20 protein-coding genes are annotated in these 18,635 nt (G+C 69.5%); 8 read left to right on the forward strand and 12 right to left on the reverse strand.

Features of this window, described 5'->3' with window-relative positions:
• Positions 1-97 precede the first annotated feature (97 nt).
• A complete protein-coding gene (locus ACZ63D_RS07300; protein ID WP_009075408.1) occupies positions 98-352 on the forward strand; it encodes a Smr/MutS family protein in 255 nt (84 codons plus the stop codon).
• Positions 353-371: 19 nt separating this feature from the next.
• Here ACZ63D_RS07300 and hsaB read toward each other — a convergent pair whose 3' ends face one another.
• From hsaB to ACZ63D_RS07325, 5 genes are read right to left on the reverse strand one after another with little or no spacing between them, the layout of a single operon-like run.
• Positions 372-938 (reverse strand): 3-hydroxy-9,10-secoandrosta-1,3,5(10)-triene-9,17-dione monooxygenase reductase subunit, encoded by a 567-nt coding sequence (gene hsaB, locus ACZ63D_RS07305; protein WP_465353394.1) that lies wholly within the window; start codon positions 936-938, stop codon positions 372-374.
• The gene (hsaC, locus tag ACZ63D_RS07310) at positions 935-1,834 is read right to left on the reverse strand and encodes an iron-dependent extradiol dioxygenase HsaC (protein ID WP_465353395.1); all 900 of its coding nucleotides are present in this window, start codon (positions 1,832-1,834) and stop codon (positions 935-937) included. The genes hsaB and hsaC overlap by 4 nt, the downstream gene beginning before the upstream one ends.
• Positions 1,834-2,679: a 4,5:9,10-diseco-3-hydroxy-5,9,17-trioxoandrosta-1(10),2-diene-4-oate hydrolase gene (gene hsaD / locus ACZ63D_RS07315; RefSeq protein ID WP_465353396.1), complete on the reverse strand. Its 846-nt coding sequence runs from the start codon at positions 2,677-2,679 to the stop codon at positions 1,834-1,836. The genes hsaC and hsaD overlap by 1 nt, the downstream gene beginning before the upstream one ends.
• Positions 2,679-3,848, reverse strand: a complete 1,170-nt coding sequence (gene hsaA, locus ACZ63D_RS07320; protein ID WP_465353397.1) for a 3-hydroxy-9,10-secoandrosta-1,3,5(10)-triene-9,17-dione monooxygenase oxygenase subunit — start codon at positions 3,846-3,848, stop codon at positions 2,679-2,681. The genes hsaD and hsaA overlap by 1 nt, the downstream gene beginning before the upstream one ends.
• Before the next feature lie 32 nt (positions 3,849-3,880).
• Positions 3,881-5,467, reverse strand: a complete 1,587-nt coding sequence (locus tag ACZ63D_RS07325; RefSeq protein ID WP_465353398.1) for an FAD-binding protein — start codon at positions 5,465-5,467, stop codon at positions 3,881-3,883.
• Between the two features lie 100 nt (positions 5,468-5,567).
• Between ACZ63D_RS07325 and kstD the strand changes: the two genes are divergently transcribed.
• From kstD to ACZ63D_RS07355, 6 genes are read left to right on the forward strand one after another with little or no spacing between them, the layout of a single operon-like run.
• A complete protein-coding gene (gene kstD, locus ACZ63D_RS07330) occupies positions 5,568-7,244 on the forward strand; it encodes a 3-oxosteroid 1-dehydrogenase (RefSeq protein WP_465353399.1) in 1,677 nt (558 codons plus the stop codon).
• Complete coding sequence (locus tag ACZ63D_RS07335; RefSeq protein ID WP_465353400.1) at positions 7,241-8,416, forward strand: Rieske 2Fe-2S domain-containing protein; 1,176 nt, start codon at positions 7,241-7,243, stop codon at positions 8,414-8,416. The genes kstD and ACZ63D_RS07335 overlap by 4 nt, the downstream gene beginning before the upstream one ends.
• Entirely contained in the window at positions 8,413-8,679 is a 267-nt protein-coding gene (locus ACZ63D_RS07340; protein WP_465353401.1) for a hypothetical protein, read from the forward strand. The genes ACZ63D_RS07335 and ACZ63D_RS07340 overlap by 4 nt, the downstream gene beginning before the upstream one ends.
• Positions 8,672-9,697 (forward strand): 2Fe-2S iron-sulfur cluster-binding protein, encoded by a 1,026-nt coding sequence (locus tag ACZ63D_RS07345; protein WP_465353402.1) that lies wholly within the window; start codon positions 8,672-8,674, stop codon positions 9,695-9,697. Before ACZ63D_RS07340 ends, ACZ63D_RS07345 begins: the two co-directional genes overlap by 8 nt.
• An 11-nt stretch (positions 9,698-9,708) precedes the next feature.
• Complete coding sequence (locus tag ACZ63D_RS07350) at positions 9,709-10,569, forward strand: MaoC/PaaZ C-terminal domain-containing protein (protein ID WP_465353403.1); 861 nt, start codon at positions 9,709-9,711, stop codon at positions 10,567-10,569.
• A gap of 27 nt (positions 10,570-10,596) precedes the next feature.
• A complete protein-coding gene (locus tag ACZ63D_RS07355; RefSeq protein WP_465353404.1) occupies positions 10,597-11,064 on the forward strand; it encodes a riboflavin kinase in 468 nt (155 codons plus the stop codon).
• Between the two features lies 1 nt (position 11,065).
• On the opposite strand, the gene ACZ63D_RS07360 is transcribed toward ACZ63D_RS07355, so the two are convergent.
• From ACZ63D_RS07360 to ACZ63D_RS07385, 6 genes are all read right to left on the reverse strand, one after another.
• Entirely contained in the window at positions 11,066-11,623 is a 558-nt protein-coding gene (locus tag ACZ63D_RS07360) for a DUF5134 domain-containing protein (protein WP_465353405.1), read from the reverse strand.
• 192 nt (positions 11,624-11,815) lie between these two features.
• Positions 11,816-12,985 (reverse strand): lipid-transfer protein, encoded by a 1,170-nt coding sequence (locus ACZ63D_RS07365; RefSeq protein ID WP_465353406.1) that lies wholly within the window; start codon positions 12,983-12,985, stop codon positions 11,816-11,818.
• The gene (locus tag ACZ63D_RS07370) at positions 12,982-13,380 is read right to left on the reverse strand and encodes a MaoC family dehydratase (protein WP_465353407.1); all 399 of its coding nucleotides are present in this window, start codon (positions 13,378-13,380) and stop codon (positions 12,982-12,984) included. The genes ACZ63D_RS07365 and ACZ63D_RS07370 overlap by 4 nt, the downstream gene beginning before the upstream one ends.
• Positions 13,377-14,285: a bifunctional MaoC family dehydratase N-terminal/OB-fold nucleic acid binding domain-containing protein gene (locus tag ACZ63D_RS07375; RefSeq protein ID WP_465353408.1), complete on the reverse strand. Its 909-nt coding sequence runs from the start codon at positions 14,283-14,285 to the stop codon at positions 13,377-13,379. The genes ACZ63D_RS07370 and ACZ63D_RS07375 overlap by 4 nt, the downstream gene beginning before the upstream one ends.
• Positions 14,282-15,454, reverse strand: a complete 1,173-nt coding sequence (locus tag ACZ63D_RS07380; RefSeq protein WP_465353717.1) for an acyl-CoA dehydrogenase family protein — start codon at positions 15,452-15,454, stop codon at positions 14,282-14,284. The genes ACZ63D_RS07375 and ACZ63D_RS07380 overlap by 4 nt, the downstream gene beginning before the upstream one ends.
• 2 nt (positions 15,455-15,456) lie before the next feature.
• Positions 15,457-16,524, reverse strand: coding sequence for an acyl-CoA dehydrogenase family protein (locus ACZ63D_RS07385; RefSeq protein WP_465353409.1), 1,068 nt, complete (start codon positions 16,522-16,524; stop codon positions 15,457-15,459).
• 47 nt (positions 16,525-16,571) lie between these two features.
• Here ACZ63D_RS07385 and ACZ63D_RS07390 point away from each other — a divergent pair, with 47 nt between their 5' ends.
• On the forward strand, positions 16,572-17,594 hold the full coding sequence (locus tag ACZ63D_RS07390; RefSeq protein WP_465353410.1) for an alpha/beta fold hydrolase: 1,023 nt from the start codon (positions 16,572-16,574) through the stop codon (positions 17,592-17,594).
• Positions 17,595-17,642: 48 nt separating this feature from the next.
• Here ACZ63D_RS07390 and ACZ63D_RS07395 read toward each other — a convergent pair whose 3' ends face one another.
• Positions 17,643-18,185, reverse strand: coding sequence for a Uma2 family endonuclease (locus tag ACZ63D_RS07395; protein WP_465353718.1), 543 nt, complete (start codon positions 18,183-18,185; stop codon positions 17,643-17,645).
• Between the last annotated feature and the right edge of the window lie 450 nt (positions 18,186-18,635).

Genomic DNA, 18,635 nt, shown 5'->3' on the forward strand with positions numbered 1-18,635 from the left:
TCCGGTGCCGATGCAGGTCCCCGAACATCTTCTCCGGCGACATCACCGCTCAAAATTAGTCGATGTCGACTATCAAGACGTGCGGTAGGAAGGAGGCATGAAGCTCAAGCTCGACCTCCACGACATCTACAACCGCGGCGGGGAGATCGACCGGGCGCTGCGCGCGGTCATCGACGAGGCGGTCGCGAAGAAGGCGCCGCTCGTGGAGATCATCCCGGGCAAGGGGTCCGGGCAGCTGAAAAAGCACGTGCTGCGGTTCCTGGAGCGCAAGGACGTGAAGGCGCTCTACCACCGCGTGGAGAAGGACAAAGACAACTTCGGGCGGGTGTTCGTGCACTTCCGCTGGAAGTAGCGCGAACACCCGCGCGAGGTCAGAGCCAGTCGTCCGGGCGGGGCCAGGGCATCAGCGCGGTGAGCGCGTCCGGCACCGGTTCGGTGACGGTGTAGCGGCCGCGGTGGAACAGCAGCGGGCGGGCGTCGGACGTCTCGCCCAGCGCGGTCACCCGGCCGACCACCACGTAGTGGTCCCCGGCCGGGTGGACCGCCTGCACCTCGCAGTCGACCCAGGTCAGGGCTCCGTCCAGCAGCGGCGCGCCGGACGGGGCGGGCCGCCAGGACACTCCGGAGAACTTGTCGCCGCCGCGGCGGCCGAACTCGGCGCAGACTGCCTGCTGGTCCTCGGCGAGCACGTTCACCGCGAACGTGCCCGCGGCGGCCAGCGCTGGCCAGGTGCGCGACGTCCGGGCCACGCAGAACAGCACCAATGGCGGGTCCAGCGACAACGCCGCGAAGGACTGGCAGGCGAACCCCACCGGTCCAGCCGGCGAGAAAGCCGAGGAATCCTCGACATAACCGGTCACCACGGTCACCCCGGTGCAGAAGTGGCCCAGCACCTCGCGAAACCGGTCCGGCACCGCCTCCGGGACGGCGGCTGTCATTGCGCGCCCACGGAAAAGTCGTGGCCCCACAACGAAACCGCAGTGCTCTCGCGAGCGATCCAGGCCTCGTCCTCGACTTGGCGGCCCTCGCAGCCGAACTCGACGTCGAAGCCGCCCGGTGTCTTCATGTAGAACGACAGCATCAGGTCGTTCACGTGCCTGCCGAGCGTCGCCGACATCGGGACGTTCTTGCGCTTCGCGCGGTCCAAGCACAGCCCGACGTCGTCGGTCTCCTCGACCTCCACCATCAGGTGCACGATCCCGCTTGGCGTCGGCATCGGCAGGAACGCCAGGCTGTGGTGGCGCGGATTGCAGCCGAAGAACCGCAGCCACGCCGGCTCGCCGTCGGCCGGGCGGCCCACCATCTGCGGCGGCAGCCGCATCGAGTCGCGGAGCCGGAAGCCCAGCACGTCCCGGTAGAACCTCAGGGCGGCCTCGTCGTCGTGAGTCGACAAAACCACGTGCCCCAAACCCTGCTCGCCGGTGACGAAACGGTGGCCGTACGGGCTCACCACGCGCCGGTGCTGCAGCGCGACCCCGTGGAACACCTCCAGGGTGTTGCCGGACGGATCGGCGAAGCTGATCAGTTCCGCGACGCGGCGGTCCGCCAGTTCTTCGGGCGTGCCTTCCTTGTACGGCACCGAAGCCGCGTCGAGCCGGGCGCGCACGTCGTCCAGTTCCGCGGCGTTGGCCGCTTCCCAGCCCGCTACCGCCAAGCGGTCCTTCTCCCCCGGCACGATCACCAATCGTGCCGGGAAATCGTCCATGCGCAGGTACAGCGCGTCCGGGTCGGCGCCCGAACCCTCCACCATGCCGAGCACCTTGAGCCCGTAGACGCGCCAGGCGTCCATGTCCGTGGCTTCGATGCGCAGATATCCCAGCGAACGGATAGCCATCACGAACTCCCGAGGAAGTCGAGGGCGAGTCGGTTGAACTCGTCGAACTTCTCCAGCTGCGCCCAGTGCCCGCAGCCGCCGAACACGTGCAGTTGCGCGCGCGGGATCGTCTTCAACGCCAGCAGCGCGCCGTCTAGCGGGTTGACCCGGTCCTCCCGGCCCCAGACGAGCAAGACCCGTTGCCGCAGGCGGTACGCCTCGCGCCACAACATGCCTTCCTCGAAGGAATCCGGCAGGCTGAACGATTTGCCCATCGCCCGCATCGCCGCCAGCGATTCCGGCGTGCGCGCGATCTCGAAGCGTTCGTCGATCAGCTCGTCGGTGACCAAAGCCTGGTCGTGCACCATGATCCGGAGGAAGGCTTCCATCCGTTCCCGGGTCGGATCCCCGGCGAACTTGGACAGCAGCCGCACGCCTTCGGTCGGGTCCGGGGCGAACACGTTGACGCTCAGCCCGCCCGCGCCCATCAGCACCAGCCGTCCGGCGCGCCCGGGGTGGTTCAGCGCGAGCCGGACCGACGCGCCCGCGCCGAGCGAATTGCCGACGAGGTGCGCCTTTTCGATGCCGAGCCGGTCCATCAGGCCGACGACCGCGTCCGCGCTGTGCCGGAAGTACTGCGGGTGCTCAGTCGGCTTGTCGGATCGGCCGAACCCCGGCTGATCGATCGCGAGCGTCCGGTAGGACTTCCCGAACACCGGCAGGTTGCGGCCGAAGTTGCTCCAGGCCGAGGCGCCGGGGCCACCGCCGTGCAGCAGCAGCACCGTCTCGGGGTGTTCCGCGCCGGATTCGTGGTAGTGCAGGCGGATGCCGCCCGCGGTGTCTACATAGGAACCTTCGGGAGCCATCAGACCATCGCATTCTCGACGGGCAAGCCGAACTCGCCGGTGCCGAACATGACGTACGCGCGCTCCGCGTCGTTCGCCGCGTGCACCCGGCCCGCGTGCGCGTCGCGCCAGAAGCGCTGGATCGGCGTGCCCCGCTGCAACGCGCGGCCTCCGGAGTTTTCGAAGAGCCGGTCGATCGCGGCGATCGCGCGTTCGGTGCCGCGCACCTGGTCCCGGCGCACCCGCAATCGCGTGCTGAACGGCAGCTTCTCGCCCTTGCAGGCCAGCTGGTACAGCTCGTCGATGTTGTGCGTCAGCTGCAGCCAGGCCGCGTCGATCTCGCTGCTCGCCTCGGCGATCCGCACCTTCGAAAACGGGTCCTCTTTGGACTGCTCGCCCGCGTACGCCGCCCGCACCCGCTTGCCCTGGTGCTCCACGTGCGCGTCGTACGCGCCCTGCGCCATCCCGATGATCGGCGCGGTGATGGTGCTCGGGTGCACCGAACCGTAGGGCAGCCGGTACAACGGGCCGGGATTGACTTCCTGGCCCGGGGTCTTGCATTTCGACGTCGCCATGAAGCTCAGCGCGCGGTGGCGCGGCACAAACACGTCCTCGACGACGATGTCGTTGGACCCGGTGCCGCGCAGCCCGACCGTGTCCCAGACGTCCACAATGGAGTAATCCGAGATCGGCACGAGATACGTGCAGAAGTCCACCGGCTTGCCGTCGGCGAACGCGGGCCCGCCCAGCAGCACCCACGTGCAGTGGTCGCTTCCGGACGAGAAGCTCCACCGCCCGGACAGCCGGTAGCCGCCCTCGACCACGGTCGCCTTGCCCATCGGCGCGTACGACGAAGAAATCCGCACGTCGTGGTCCTCGCCCCACACGTCCTCCTGGGCTCGCGCGTCGAACAACGCGACGTGCCACGGGTGCACGCCGAGAATCGACGCGACCCAGCCGGTGGACCCGCAGGCGCTCGCGATGAGCTTGACCGCGGTGTAGAAGGTGACCGGGTCGGCTTCGAAGCCGCCGTACGGTTTCGGTTGCAGCAGGCGGAAAAACCCGGTCTCCTGCAGCGCTTTCACTGATTCGGCGGGGATCCGACGGGCGTCCTCGGTCTCCTGTGCGCGTTCCCGCAGCACGGGAAGAAGGTCGCGCACCCCCGCGATCACGGCAGCCAGCTCGCTCATCGGCCGTCCTCTCTCGCTCGACACGCTCAAGACTAGAACACGTTCTCGTTTTTGTCGACGCGGTCCGCCCCGCGCGCGCCGTGCAACCCCGCCCGGCGGCCGGAAAACACGCAGTCAGCCAGCGAAAGACCGCTCACATACGACCTGGAACAGATTCCCACCGCGGTGCGCCCAGCCGCGTAAAGACCGCGTACCCCGGCCACCGCGCCGGTGTCCTCGTCGACCACCAGGCCGCCCAGCGTCAGCATCGGGCACGGATAGCCGAGGTTCGGTTTCACCGACACGTCGATCAGCGAGTACGGCGGCGTGTCCAGCGGACGCGCGAAGTCCAGCGGCTTGCCCGCCGGGTCCGGACCGCGCTGGTATTCGGCGTACGTCGCCGCCAGCCCGTCCGGATCGATTCCGGCGCGCGCGGCCACTTCCTCGATCGTCCCGGCGGTCACCCGGCCCTTGCCGAGCAGATACCGCAGTTGCAGCGTCGCGAACCACTGGCCTTGTTTCCGCCCGTCGCGCCGGGCTTCGGCGACGATCGGCTCGTCGACCAGCAGCCAGCCGCGTCCGCCGTGCTCGGTGATCATCCGCTCGCCGATCGCCGCGCCGTACCGGGATTCGTCGATGATCCGGCGGCCGTCCGCGCCCACCAGGAGTCCGCCGAGAAACGCCGACGGCGGCGTCAGGAACCGCCACGCCGACACCCGGCCCAGCTCCGCCGTGCGCCCGCCGACCTCCACGCCCATCCGGATGCCGGAACCGTCGTCGGCGGAAGTTCCCAGATCGAGCCCGCCGCGAAACGCGGGCGCGTGCTCGCGCACCATCGCCCGGTTCACGATGAAGCCGCCCGCCGCCAGCACCACCCCTCGGCGTGCACTGATCCGCAGCTCACGCGCGTGCTTGCGCTCAATCCGTTCCACCCGCTGATGCAGCGACCGGCGCATCGCGGGAACGTAAATGCCCGGCTTCGCCGCCCAATCCGCGAGCCGCGCGTGCCGTGCCCGCACCCACGAAGGGGCGTCCCGCAAAGTGCGTGTGAGCACTCCGGTGACCGTGCCCGAGTCGTCGGTGACCAGGTTCGCCGCCTGCGTCTGCGGCAACAGCCGCACGCCGCGCTCCTGGGCCGCCGCCAGCAACTGCTTCATCAGCAGCTTCCCGGACGTGCCCGGCCCCTTGACCCGGTGTCCGCGCGGCGCGGGTTTCGCCACGTCCCGGAACCCGCCGGACAGTTCGCTGCCGGAGTAGTAGAGATAGTGCTTGTTGCTGGGATACGACGTCTTGTAGTCGCACATGCTGCCCTCGAACGGCACGCCTTGCCGCTCCAGCCACGCGACCATGTCGACGCTTTCCTCGCAGAACCGCCGCAAGGTCCGTTCCGACACGACATCGCCGGTTTCCATCCGCAGGTACGCGTACATCGCGTCCACGCTGTCGTCCACGCCCGCGGCGCGCTGCTGCGGCGTCCCTCCCCCGGCGTAGACCACGCCGCCGCTCACGCGACTGGCCCCGCCGCCGGAAAACCGGTCCACTAGAAGCACGTCGGCGCCCGCGTCGGCCGCCTCGATGGCCGCGCACACACCGGCCGCGCCGGCTCCGATGATCACGACGTCCGCCCCGAGCTCGTCCATAGTCCGCCACCCTAGAACTGGAACACGTTCTCGTCTATGGTGACGGAAGTGGCCCCGAGCAGGCCAGCTTTAGCCGATAACACGTTGCATGTGAGGTGGCATGTCGGACGAGTACGACGTGGTGGTGGCCGGCAGCGGCGCCGCCGGGATGACCGCCGCGCTCGCCGCCGCCCATCGCGGCCTTTCCGTGGTGGTGCTGGAAAAGGCAGCCTGCTTCGGCGGTTCGACCGCCCGCTCCGGCGGGGGCGTCTGGCTGCCCGGCAACCACGCGCTGCGAGCCGCGGGGATCGAAGAACCACCCGAACGCGCGAGGCAATACCTGGAGTCGATCGTCGGCGACGTCGTGCCGGAGCATCTCCGCACGACCTTCCTCGACCACGGCCCCGAAGTGCTGGAGTTCGTCACGCGGCACACGCCGCTGGAGTTCAAGTGGGTGCCGGGCTACAGCGACTACCACCCCGAAGCGCCCGGTGGACGTCCCGGCGGCCGGTCTGTCGAACCGAAGCCGCTCGACGGCAAGCTGCTCGGCGAAGACCTGGCGAAGCTCGAACCGCCGTACAGCGCGCCGCCGCTCGGCGTGCCGATCACCCAGTCGGACTATCGCTGGCTGAGCCTGATCGCCCGGCATCCGCGCGGGGTCGCCCGGATGCTGGCGCTCGGGATGAAGTGGCTGGTCGGGCGGGTCCGCGGCCAGCAACCGCTGTCCATGGGGCAAGCGCTTGCGGCCGGTTTGCGGAAGGGCCTGCGCGACGCGGGGGTCGAGGTCCTGCTGGACACGCCGCTGGTCGATCTCCAAGTGGAGAACGACGTCGTCACTGGCATCGTGGCCCGCCGCGACGGCACCGAAACGCTGTTCCGCGCGCGCCGCGGAGTGGTGCTGGCCTGCGGCGGCTTCGAGCACAACGAAGAGATGCGCACCAAGTACCAGCGCGCGCCGATCGGCACCGAATGGACCGTCGGCGCGGAGGCGAACACCGGTGACGGCATCAACGCCGGGCTCAAGCTCGGCGCGGCGACCGACCTGATGGACGACGCCTGGTGGGGACCGTCGTTCCCGCTCACCGGCGGTCCGTGGTTCGCGCTCGCCGAACGGTCGCGGCCCGGCTGCCTGATGGTTGACGCCCGCGGCACTCGGTTCGTGAACGAATCCGCGCCGTATGTCGAGGCCGTGCACGCGATGTACGGCGACGGCGACGGCCCCGGCAAGCACGTCCCCGCGTGGCTGGTGTTCGACCAGCGCTACCGCGACCGCTACCTGTTCACTGGCCTCGGCCCGCGGCAGCCGCTGCCCGGGCGCTGGTACAAGGCCGGGATCGTGGCGAAGTCCGCGACGCTGGCCGGGCTCGCCGAGAAAATCGACGTGCCCGCCGACGCGCTGGAACAGACCGTCACGCGGTTCAACGGCTTCGCGCGCAAGGGGGTCGACGACGACTTCCAGCGCGGGCTCAGCGCCTACGACCACTACTACGGCGACCCGCGCAACCGCCCCAACCCGAGCCTCGGCGAACTGGCCAAGGCCCCCTACTACGCGGTCCGCGTGGTGCCCGGCGACCTGGGCACCAAGGGCGGGCTGCGCATCGACGAGAACGCCCGCGTCCTGCGCGAGGACGGCACGGTCGTGCCCGGCCTCTACGCAGCGGGCAACACCAGCGCGCCGGTGATGGGCCGGACCTACGCCGGACCGGGCGCGACCATCGGCCCGGCGATGGTGTTCGGCTACCTTGCGGCACAGGCGCTGGCGAACGAAGATCAGACCGGCACGGGAGGCAGGCAGTGACGCCGAAGACTGAGGGATCGCAGATCCGCACGATCGACGCCGGGGCGCCCCCGGCGCGGTACGCCCGCGGCTGGCACTGCCTCGGGCTGGCCGAGCACTTCCGCGACGGCAAACCGCACGCTGTGCAGGCCTTCGGCACGAAACTCGTCGTGTTCGCCGACACCGCGGGCAAGCTGAACGTGCTCGACGGGTACTGCCGGCACATGGGCGGCGACTTGACGCAGGGCTCGGTGAAGGGCGATGAGGTCGCCTGCCCGTTCCACGACTGGCGGTGGGGCGGCGACGGCAAGTGCAAGTCGATCCCGTACGCCAAGCGGGTCCCGCTGCGAGCGCGCACCCGCGCGTGGCAAGTGCTGGAGGAGAACAAGCAGCTGTTCGTCTGGCACGACCCGGAGGGCAATCCGCCGCCGGAGCACGTGGTGATCCCGCGCGTCGAAGGCGCGTTCAGCGACGAGTGGAGCAACTGGACCTGGGACTCGATCCTGATCGAGAACGCCAACTGCCGCGAGATCATCGACAACGTGGTGGACATGGCGCATTTCTTCTACATCCACTACGCCTTCCCCACGTATTTCAAGAACGTGTTCGAGGGCCACATCGCCACCCAGTACCTCAACACCAAGGGCCGCCCGGACATGGGCATGGCGTCCAATTACGGCGGCGAGGAAAACCTGCTGCGCTCGGAGGCCTCGTACTTCGGGCCGTCCTACATGATCAACTGGCTGGTGAACTCCTTCCAGGGCTTCGAAATCGAGAACGTGCTGATCAACTGCCACTACCCGGTTTCGCCGACGTCGTTCGTGCTGCAGTGGGGCATCATGGTCAAGAAGATGCCCGGCGTTTCCGACGAGCACGCGGACAAGATCGCCGCGAAGCTCGCGAAGGGCATCGGCGTCGGCTTCCTGCAGGACGTGGAGATCTGGAAGAACAAGACCAAGATCGACAATCCGCTGCTGTGCGAGGAGGACGGCCCGGTCTACCAGCTGCGCCGCTGGTACGAGCAGTTCTACGTGGACGCCGCGGACGTCACCGAGGACATGACGCGCCGGTTCGAGTTCGAAGTGGACACCACGAAGGCGAACGAGGCGTGGACGGCCGAGGTCCAGGAGAACCTGGCCCGCCAGCGGGCGGAGGCCGAAGCGGCGGCTCAGTCGGAGGAGGCTGGGGTGTGACCGCCGAAGCCGCCGAATTCCTCACCGCCGGGCTGCGACCGCACGAATGCCGCAGCTGCGGAACCTGTGTGCTGGTCAAGAAAAACAGCCTGAAACACACCAGCATCCAGTGGACCACCGACGCCGCGGCCAGCTGTCCGGTGTTCGCCGCGCACGCCGCTTCCGGCGGCAACACCGCGTTGCTGGACACCTGCGAGAAACTCGCGGACAGCATCGACAACGCGGTGCGCGACGGAGATTTCGGGCAGGTGCGCAATGACTGACGTCATCACGCTCACAGTGGCCGAGGTGATCGAGGAAACCGCGGACGCCCGGTCCATCGTGTTCACCGTCCCGGAAGAACACGCCGCCCGGTTCGCCTACTCCCCCGGCCAATTCCTCACGCTGCGGATTCCCAGCGACCGAACGGGTTCCGTCGCCCGGTGCTACTCGCTTTCGAGCGCACCGCACGAGGGCCGGGTGCAGGTCACGGTCAAGCGGACAGCCGACGGATACGGCTCGAATTGGGTGTGCGACGAGCTTCGGGCGGGCGCGACGATCGACGTGCTGCGGCCGTCCGGCGTGTTCTGTCCGTCCTCTTTGGACGCGAACTTCCTGTTGTTCGCCGCGGGCAGCGGGATCACGCCGGTGATGTCAATTCTGAAGTCCGCGCTGGAAAAGGGCGGCGGCCAGGTGGTGCTGGTCTACGCAAACCGTGACGAGCAATCGGTGATCTTCGCCGCCGAACTGCGCGAACTGGCCGAGCGATTCGGCGACCGGCTCACTGTGGTGCATTGGCTGGAAAGCTTGCAGGGCTTGCCGACGGTCGCCGCGTTGCGCGCGCTCGCGAAGCCTTATCTGGCGCATGAAGCGTTCCTTTGCGGTCCCGCGCCGTTCATGGCCGCCGCACAGGAGGCGTTGCGCGAATTGGGTGCGCCCCGGGAACGCGTGCACGTGGAGAAGTTCCACTCGCTCACCGGGAATCCCTTCGCCGACGAGCCGGAACCGGAGGAGGACACCGGCGGCGAGACCACCGCGCTCACCGTCGAACTGGACGGCGAGACCCGGCGGATCGCCTGGCCGCGGCAGCGCAAGCTGCTCGACCACCTGCTCGCCGAGGGCCTCGACGCGCCGTATTCCTGCCGCGAGGGCCAGTGCAGCGCGTGCGCGTGCCGCATCACCTCCGGCGAGGTGAAAATGCTGAACAACGAGGTGCTGGACGCCGAGGACATCGCCGACGGGATCGTGCTGGCCTGCCAGTCGGTGCCGTTGACCGACGAGGTGTCCGTCAGCTACGAGTGAGTGGAGAGCCCGTGCCCATCGACCCCGCGGTTGCGATCGGAGCCGATCTCGGCGAGGTCGCCTTCGCTTGGACCCCGTCCGACGTGCTGCTGTACCACCTGGCGGTGGGTGCGGGCGCGGATCCGGTGGCCGAGCGCGAACTGCGCTACACCTACGAGCGAGACCTGCGCGTGCTGCCGACCTTCGCGACCGTCGCGGCCAACCTGCGCACCTTCGAGCCGCCCGCGCTGAACTTTCCCGGCGTCGACATCGACCTGGCGAAAGTGCTGCACGGCAAGCAGGAGATCGAACTGCACCGGCCGATCCCGGTCGAAGGCAAGGGGCTCGCGCGCACCCGGATCGCCGACGTCTTCGACAAGGGCAAGGCCGCGGTGCTGGTGCAGGAAACCGAGGTCGCCGACGAGTCCGGCGCTCCACTGTGGACAGCCCGGTCCAGCATCTTCGCCCGCGGCGAGGGCGGCTTCGGCGGCGAACGCGGGCCGTCGGACAAGATCGCGTGGCCGGACCGCGAACCGGACGCCGTGCTCGACGTGCCGACGCTGCCCCAGCAGGCGCTTTTGTACCGGCTGTGCGGCGACCGCAACCCGCTGCACGCCGACCCGGCGTTCGCCAAGGCCGCCGGTTTCGACCGGCCGATCCTGCACGGGCTGTGCACGTACGGCGTGGTCGCGAAAGCCGTCGTCGACGCGTTCCTCGACGGCGATCCCGAGCGCGTCTCGGCATTCGGGACGAAGTTCGCCGGAGTCGTGTTCCCCGGCGAAAGCCTGCGCGTGCGCGTCTGGCGCGAAACCGGACGTCTGCTGGTCACGACCACCGCGCCGGAGCGCGACGACGCGCCTGTGCTGGCCGACACAGTGCTCACGCCCCGCTGACCACCGGCACCGTTATACGGTTGTCCCATGGCGGACGAGCGAGACGGCACCTTCTTCGTGGTGCGCGGGCCAGTCGAGCCGGGCGACAAGCGCGGCCGTGAGCTGGGCTTCCCCACCGCGAACATCGCGCTGCGCGACCAGCGCGGCGAACTCGGCGACGGGGTCTGGGCCGGCTGGGCGGAGCGCGCGGACGGCACGCGCGTGGCCGCCGCGGTGTCCGTGGGCCGCCGCCCGACCTACTACGGGGCCGACGGCTACCGGCTGGTCGAAGCCTTCCTGCTCGACTTCGAGGGCGACCTGTACGGCGAGCGCCTCACCGTCTGGCTCGGCAAGCACCTGCGCAACCAGCAGGCTTACGGCTCGTCACAGGAGCTCATCGACGCACTGGGCCGGGACGTCGCCGCGGCTCGCGAATGGGTCGCCGCACATCCGGCGGACGCACTGCCGGAACTGACGGAACTCCCGCCGGACGGCGAGGTCCAGCGGATCGGGTAAATCAGACGGCCGTCAGCAGCATGACTCCCATGCCCGCGCCCATCGCGGCACGGCACAGCGTGCGCGAGGCGTGCCCCGGCACCGTCGTGCCGCGCGCCCGCATCGCCAGCACGCCGGAGCGGACCGAGTCCACCGCGAAGTAGACCGCCCCGGCTATCGCGACCACCGGCCACGCGAGTCTGGTGTCCATTGTGGACATGGTGAGCCACGGCCCGTGCACCATTCCGCCGTGCGGCATCGCGGTGACCATGTACAGCATCGCCGCCGCCGACAGCGCGTGGTGCGCACAGCTGTGCCCCTCGGCCCGGCCTCGCCAGGCAGACCAGGCGAACCAGCCCGCGGTCAGCACCAGCACCGCCTGCCAGCCCGCCGCCGGGATCGGGCCGCCGACCGGGGACAGCATGGCGACCATCGCCACCACCAGCAGCAGTTCGGCGAGGTCGCCGTTGCGCACCCGGTGGCCGAGGCTGACGTAATCGAGCTTCACCAGGCGCAGCACGCACGGCAGCGCCAGCAACGCGAACAGCACGGTGAACAGCCACGCCAGCGGGACAGTCACCTCGGCACCTCACTCCTCCGCACACGCTGCGTCACCCGGGCCTTACTACCGTGACACGCAGGCGGCCGGAGGCACCAGCCAGCAATGAGGTGATCCGCGTTGACCCACAAGGACTACGCGCGCACCGACAAGCCCAGTTCAGACCTCCCGGTCCGCAGCTCGAAGACCAGCCCGGCGCGCCGTAGCGTCGCGCTACGGAGCGGTCAACACCAGCCCGCTCGTCGGGACGCCGGTTCCGGCCGTGACCAGGGCGGTACCGGCGTCGGAGACCTGGTTCGCCGCGGTGCCGCGCAGCTGCCGGACCGCCTCCGCGATGCCGTTCATGCCGTGGATGTAGGCCTCGCCGAGCTGGCCGCCGTGCGGGTTGAGCGGGAGCTTCCCGCCGAGGGTCAGCGTGTCGCCCGCGATGAAGTCCTTCGCCTCGCCGCGGCCGCAGAAGCCCAGTTCCTCCAGCTGCATCAGCACGTACGGGGTGAAGTGGTCATACAGCACCGCGACGTCCACATCGGACGGTCCGAGTCCGGACTGCGCCCACAGCTGCCGCCCGACCACGCCCATCTCCGGCAGCGCGGCGAGATCGTCGCGGTAGTAGCTGGTCATCACGTACTGGTCCGGTCCGCTGCCCTGCGCCGCCGCCGAGACCACCACCGGGGCCTGCCGCAGGTCGCGCGCGCGTTCGAGGCTGGTGATCACCAGCGCGACGCCGCCGTCGCTTTCCTGGCAGCAATCGAGCAGGTGCAATGGTTCCGCGACCCAGCGCGAGGCTTGGTGTTCCTCCAGCGTGATCGGCCTGCCGTGGAACCAGGCGTTCGGATTGGTCGCCGCGTGCGCCCGGTCGACGACCGCGATCTTGCCGAAATCCTCGCTGGTGGCCCCGTATTCGTGCAGGTACCGCTGCGCGACCATGGCCACGGTCGCGGCCGGGGTCGCGATGCCCATCGGGTAGTGGAACGCATTGTCCACTCCGGACGTGTTCACCTGCTGTGCCGCGGCCGCCGACACGCGCCCGAACCGCATTCCGGAGCGTTCGTTGAAGGCCCGGTACGCCACCACGACGTCGGCGATCCCGCTGGAGACCGCCATCGCCGCCTGCTGCACGGTCGCCGCCGCCGCGCCGCCGCCATAATGCACGCGGCTGAAAAACGTCAGCTCCGGGATGCCCAGTTCACGGGCGAGCGCGATTTCCGCGTTGCCGTCCATGGTGAACGACACCATTCCGTCCACATCGGACGGATTCAGCCCGGCGTCGGCCAGTGCGTGGCTCACGCATTCGGCCGCCAGCCGCAGCTCACTGCGTCCGGAATCCTTGGAGAACTCGGTCGCGCCGATCCCGGCGATGGCGGTGGTCCCGGTGAACGTCATGCGTCCTCCTGCGGCAGCGTCAGCGAAACCGTGCCGGTCACGTGCGCACCCAGACTGTCCATCGCGGACACTTCCAGTTCGACGTCCGCGCCGTCGCGGGCGGTGACCCGGCCGGTGAAGGTCAGCGTGTCCCCGGCGTAGCACGGAACACCGAGCCGGATCTTGATCGAGCGGATGAGTGCCTGCGGACCGGCCCACTCGCTCACGTACCGCTGCACCAGGCCGGTGTCAGTAAGGATGTTGAGGAAGATGTCCTTCGACCCCCGCGCGACGGCGGCGTCCCGGTCGTGGTGCACGTCCTGGAAATCCCGGGTCGCCAGCGCGGTGCTGATCACGAACGTCGGCGTCGCCTCGATCACCATGGACGGCAGTTCGGTCCCGACTGCGGCAGTCATCGCGCCACCTTCCACGCGGGGAGGGTCAATTCGTCGTCCACGCGCACGAAGGCGGCGACGACCGGCAGGCCGATGCGCACCTCGTCCGGTTCGGCGTCCAGCAGTTCGGCCATCACCCGGACGCCTTCCTCCAATTCGACGAGCGCGACCACGAACGGCAGCTTCTTGCCCGGCACCGCCGGATGGTGGTGCACGACAAAGCTGTAAACGGTCCCGCGTCCGCTGGCGACGACGTAGTCCGGCACCGTGTCGAGCGATCCGTCCGGCGGCATCGGGCCGGGCGGATGCCGCAGGACCTCACCCCACCGCTGGATGCGCAATTCGCCTTCACGGAGACCGTCCCAGAAGAATTGGGTGTCGTGGCTGATCACCGGCCGCAGCACCGGCGACGGCGGCGGTTCGGGTTCGCGCGGCCGGAACTTGAGCACGCGGAAGACCATGTCCGCCACTAGTTCCCCGTCGACGTACCAGTTCGTGCGCGTGGTCACGAACCAGCCTTCGCCGAGCCCGGTGCGCTTGGGACCGGTGACGTCTTCCAGCGTGTTCGTGGTCGAAACGTGTTCGCCGGGCCGGAGGTAGCGGTGGTAGGTCTGCTCGGAGTTGGTGGCCACAATGGACGTGTATCCGGCTTCGTCGAGCACCTTGAGGATCGCGCCGAGCGGGTCGTCGTCCCCGCGCACGCCGTGCAGGCCCGGCATCGTCCACACCTGCGCCATCGCCGGCGGCGCGACGAGTCCTTTGTGGACGCTCGTCTCGGCGAAGTCCGCGTCGGTGTAGACCGGGTTCGCGTCGCCGATCGCCTCGACCCAGTTGTTCACCATCGCCTGGTTCACCGGATCGCGCGCATACCTCGGCGCGCTTTCGCCCTGTGCGGCGATTTTCGCGGCGGCTTCCTCGATCGTCATCGCGGCACCCTCGGCAGTTTGAGTCCGGCGGAGGCGATCAGTTCGCGCTGGATCTCGCTGACGCCCCCGCCGAACGTCAGCACCAGATTCCGTTTGGCCAGCACGTCGAGCCATTCGGCGAGTTCCGCGGTGTCCGGGTCGGCGAGGTCACCGTGCCGCCCGAGAAGTTCCTCCAGCAGCCGCCCGATGCGCTGGATCCGCTCGGAGGCGAACACCTTGGTCGCCGAGGCGTCGGCGATCTCCACCGCTCCGTGCGCCGCTGCCGCCGCGACCTGCCAGTTCAGCAGCTCGTTGACCCGCGCGACCGCGAACGTCTCGGCCAGCACCGCGCGCACGTCCGGAAGGTCGAGCAGTGGCGTGCCGTCCGGGGTCCGGCGCGCCGCCGCCCACGCCCACACGCGGTCGTGCAGTCCGCCGATCCGCCCGGCCGGGCCGAGCATCACGCGCTCGTGGTTGAGCTGCGTCGTGATCAGCCGCCAGCCGCGGTTTTCCTCTCCCACCAGCATGTTCGCCGGCACCCGGACGTTCTCGTAAAAGGTCGCGTTGACGTGGTGCGCGCCGTCGCAGGTGATGATCGGCGTCCACGAGTAGCCGGGATCGCGGGTGTCCACGATCAGGATCGAGATGCCCTTGTGCTTCGGCGCGTCCGGGTCGGTGCGCACGGCGAGCCAGACGTAGTCCGCGTCGTGGCCGCCGGTGGTGAAGATCTTCTGGCCGTTGATCACGTACTCGTCGCCGTCGCGGACCGCCCGGGTGCGCAGCGAGGCGAGGTCCGTCCCGGCTTCCGGCTCGGTGTAGCCGATGGCGAAATGCACTTCCCCGGCCAGAATCTTCGGCAGGAACAGCGCTTTCTGTTCCTCGGTGCCGAACGCTTGCAACGTCGGCCCGACCGTCTGCAATGTCACCGACGGCAACTGGACGTCCGCGCGAGCCGCTTCGTCCACGAAGATGTGCTGCTCGATCTCGCCGAAACCGCCGCCGCCGTACTCCTTGGGCCAGCCGACGCCGAGCTTCCCGTCCCGGCCCATCCGGCGCACGACCTCGCGGTACACCTGCCCGTGCCGCTCCCGCAGCAACGCCCGTCGCTCGTCGGCGGTCAGCAGGCCCGCGAAGTACTCACGCAGCTGGGCTCGCAATTCCTGTTGCGCGGCCGTCAGTTCGATGTGCATGCTCATCCCGCCACTCGTTCGCCCAGCCGGCCGAGCCGGTGCGCCGCTCCGCCGACCGCGCGGCCGAGGTCCTTGATCGCCGACGAATACCGGTGCAGCGGATACGTGCGGTCGACCCCGACGCCGCCGTGCAGGTGATGACAGATCGCCAGCGCGGACGGGGCTTCTTCGGTCAGCCAGTACGCCGCGATGTCCAGCTCGGTGTCCGCGTCCAATCCGGACGCCAGCCGCCAGACCGCCGACACCGCAGCGAGGTGCACGGTGCGCGAAGCGACATAGACGTCCGCGATTTGCTGTGCCACCGCTTGGAAAGTCGCCAGCGGACGGCCGAATTGCGTGCGCTCGCCGACGTGCTGGGCCGTCAACGCCAACGCTCCGGCGAGCAGTCCGTCACCCAGCGCGAGCGCGCCTGCCAACGCGTAACGGTGCAACGTCTGCACCGCGTGCCCTGCTGAACGGTCCCGCAGGAAATCGGCTTCGCTCACTCGCGCGCCATCGAAGCGCACCGTGTATTCCGGCGTCCCAGTCGCGTTGTAGGCGGGAAGGACCTCGACGCCGTCGGCGCGCGGATCCACCAGCGCGACACCGGTACCGCCCGGCAACGCGATCGGCGTGAGAATCCGCTCCGCCTCCGCGGCGTAGGGCACGTGCGTTTTGACGCCAGTCACCGACCACGCGCCGTCCGCCGCCACACCGCTGGTTCCGGGGATGGCGGTCAGCGGTGCGGACGGCTCGTGCAACGCGGCAGTGAGAATGGTCTCCCCCGCCGCCGCGGGCGGCAGGAACTCCGCGCGCTGCGCCGGGGTGCCGAGCGCCTCGATCGGCAGGATCCCGAGTGCCAGCACGGCATACGCGGGCACAGCCGCCGCGGCCCGGCCCACCTCGGTGAGCACCGGGGCGACGTGCTCGACGCCCAGCCCGTCGCCGCCGAGGTCGGCGGGCAGGGGCAGGGCGAGCAGGCCCGCGTCGGCCAGCGCCCGCCACTGGCCGGCGGGCTCGTCGGCCTTCCCGAGCACTTGCGCGGCGAGCGCGGTGATCTCGCCCTGCGTATCGTCGGGGGTGAAGTCCACTCCGGTCTCCCTCCACCTAGGTGGAACACGTTCTATTTTTAGCCGGAATGGGCTGGCTCGGCAACCCCCAGAAACCGGGTTCCGGGCTGAGGATCGACCAGGCGAGCGAAGAGGGGCGGCACGCCGACGTGGGTGCGGAACAAGTTCTCAAATCAGCGCTGGGCGACGTCGGCTGGCAGGCCACGCGGAAACTCGCGACCATCCCGTCGACCGCGGGCGTCCCCGACCCGAAGCCGCTGCCGCTGCCCGGCCGAGGGCAGACCGTCGTAGTCGACGTCGGCCCTCGGCACGCGCCCGCGGTGATCCTGCTGCACTCGGTCGCCTGCACCGGACTGCTCACCTGGTACCCGGCGCTGGAACGGCTCGCGAAGAACCACCGGGTCGTCGTGTTCGACCAGCGCTGGCACGGCCAGGGCATCCGCTCGCACGAGTTCAGCCTCGAAGACTGCGCGGACGACGTCGCGGCGGTCGCGGACGCGCTCGGCATCGACCGGTTCCTGGTCGCGGGCTACTCGATGGGCGGCATGGTCGGCCAGCTGACCGCCCGCCGCTTCCCGGACCGCGTCACCGGCCTGGTCCTGTGCTCGACAGCGAGCAACTTCCGCCGCGGCGTCCGGCAACGCGTGGCACTCGACCTGTTCGGCCGCACCCTGCACCTGCTGCGCGACCAGGCCCGCATCGGCCTGGTTCCCGGCGAACCCCGCCGCGAACGCCTCGCCCGGCTGGAGGACCACCGGTGGGCACTGGAGGAATTCCGCTCGACCAGCCCGTGGGCGATCGCGGTCGCACTGGACGAGATCGGCCGCTTCGATTCGACCCCCTGGCTGCACACCCTCACCCTGCCCGCGGCGGTCGTGGTGACCTCACGGGACGGGTTCATCGCACCCGCGCACCAGCGGAGCCTGGCGCGGCGGATCCCCGGGGCGGCGACGTATGAGATCCCGGCCGGGCACACCGCGTGCGTGTTCGCGGCGGACCAGTTCGTGACGGCGCTGATGGCGGCGTGCACGTCGGTGCAGGCGGAGGTCGGCGGGCGGGAGCGGGCGGCGGAGATCGCGGATTCGGCTTAGGGCTGGGTTCTCGTGAGTGCTGCTGCCGGTTAGAACCGGCAGCACAACTCACGAGTACGTCGAAACCAGATCCGCCGGCCGAAGCTCCAGCCGGTACGGCTCCTCCAGCCGCACCACCTCGTCCCCCGTCGCCTCGCCGTCCAGCACGTACTCGCCCTCGACCAGGCGGAAGCAGCTCAGCGTCGGCTCGTTCGGCTCGATCACCCAGTAGTACGGGCAGCCCGCGAGCGCGAGGCGGGCCGGTTTGAGGAAGCGGTCGATGTGCCTGCTCGAGGGCGACACCACCTCGACCGCCAGCACCGGGACGCCGACCAGGGCGCGTTCGGTGAACGTCTCGCGCCTGCCGACCACGACGTCCGGGATCATCACGGTGAACTCGTCGAGCACCACGTCCACCGGCGCGGGGAGGACCTCGCAGTCGGCAGGGCACACCGGGGTGAGCGCGGCGAGAAGGCGCGCGACCACCCGCTGGTGCAGCGGACGCGGGGACGGGCTCACCAGAAGCGTCCCGTCCACCAGTTCGTACCGGCGGCGTTCATCCGAGATCGTCTCCAGGTCCCGACGCGTGAGACGGTCGCCGTGCGCGAACATCGGGACTGTCATCATGCTGCCCCCGCAGGCGGGCCGACCGGAAACGACTCGGCCAGGGTAGTCGGGCACGCGCGGCAGCGCGAACCGTCCCGCGAACGGCCGCCGACCCGGCTAGCCCATTCGCCGCGCGCTTCGTCCGCCGGATTGCTCACGATGCGTCACCGAAACGCGGGGATACCGCCCCGGTCAGCCCAGCCGTGCCCAGCGAACAGGTTCTTTCCCGACCTCCGGGCAATTTATTCGAATCGCAATTCCGCGTCCAGTAAACGGCCATCACGAGATCACTTACCCGTTGCCTGGCCTCGTCAAACCCCCACTGGCACATCCCGGAAGGAAACCCTATCATCGGCCGTGCCCGCGTCCCGTGAATGGGTGATTCAGCGGAATTTCATCATTTCGCACGCCATTCGCGCTCCGTGATTAACCGGCCGGACCGGCACGCCGCCTAGG

The sequence above is a fragment of the Amycolatopsis sp. NPDC104775 genome (assembly GCF_055583325.1).

What these genes read in the sequence shown, in the direction of transcription:
- ACZ63D_RS07300 (WP_009075408.1), top strand. Translation starts at nt 98, where the DNA reads ATGAAGCTCAAGCTCGACCTCCACGACATCTACAACCGCGGCGGGGAG.
- hsaB (WP_465353394.1), bottom strand. Translation starts at nt 938, where the DNA reads ATGACAGCCGCCGTCCCGGAGGCGGTGCCGGACCGGTTTCGCGAGGTG.
- hsaC (WP_465353395.1), bottom strand. Translation starts at nt 1,834, where the DNA reads ATGGCTATCCGTTCGCTGGGATATCTGCGCATCGAAGCCACGGACATG.
- hsaD (WP_465353396.1), bottom strand. Translation starts at nt 2,679, where the DNA reads ATGGCTCCCGAAGGTTCCTATGTAGACACCGCGGGCGGCATCCGCCTG.
- hsaA (WP_465353397.1), bottom strand. Translation starts at nt 3,848, where the DNA reads ATGAGCGAGCTGGCTGCCGTGATCGCGGGGGTGCGCGACCTTCTTCCC.
- ACZ63D_RS07325 (WP_465353398.1), bottom strand. Translation starts at nt 5,467, where the DNA reads ATGGACGAGCTCGGGGCGGACGTCGTGATCATCGGAGCCGGCGCGGCC.
- kstD (WP_465353399.1), top strand. Translation starts at nt 5,568, where the DNA reads ATGTCGGACGAGTACGACGTGGTGGTGGCCGGCAGCGGCGCCGCCGGG.
- ACZ63D_RS07345 (WP_465353402.1), top strand. Translation starts at nt 8,672, where the DNA reads ATGACTGACGTCATCACGCTCACAGTGGCCGAGGTGATCGAGGAAACC.
- ACZ63D_RS07355 (WP_465353404.1), top strand. Translation starts at nt 10,597, where the DNA reads ATGGCGGACGAGCGAGACGGCACCTTCTTCGTGGTGCGCGGGCCAGTC.
- ACZ63D_RS07365 (WP_465353406.1), bottom strand. Translation starts at nt 12,985, where the DNA reads ATGACGTTCACCGGGACCACCGCCATCGCCGGGATCGGCGCGACCGAG.
- ACZ63D_RS07370 (WP_465353407.1), bottom strand. Translation starts at nt 13,380, where the DNA reads ATGACTGCCGCAGTCGGGACCGAACTGCCGTCCATGGTGATCGAGGCG.
- ACZ63D_RS07375 (WP_465353408.1), bottom strand. Translation starts at nt 14,285, where the DNA reads ATGACGATCGAGGAAGCCGCCGCGAAAATCGCCGCACAGGGCGAAAGC.
- ACZ63D_RS07380 (WP_465353717.1), bottom strand. Translation starts at nt 15,454, where the DNA reads ATGCACATCGAACTGACGGCCGCGCAACAGGAATTGCGAGCCCAGCTG.
- ACZ63D_RS07390 (WP_465353410.1), top strand. Translation starts at nt 16,572, where the DNA reads ATGGGCTGGCTCGGCAACCCCCAGAAACCGGGTTCCGGGCTGAGGATC.
- ACZ63D_RS07395 (WP_465353718.1), bottom strand. Translation starts at nt 18,185, where the DNA reads ATGTTCGCGCACGGCGACCGTCTCACGCGTCGGGACCTGGAGACGATC.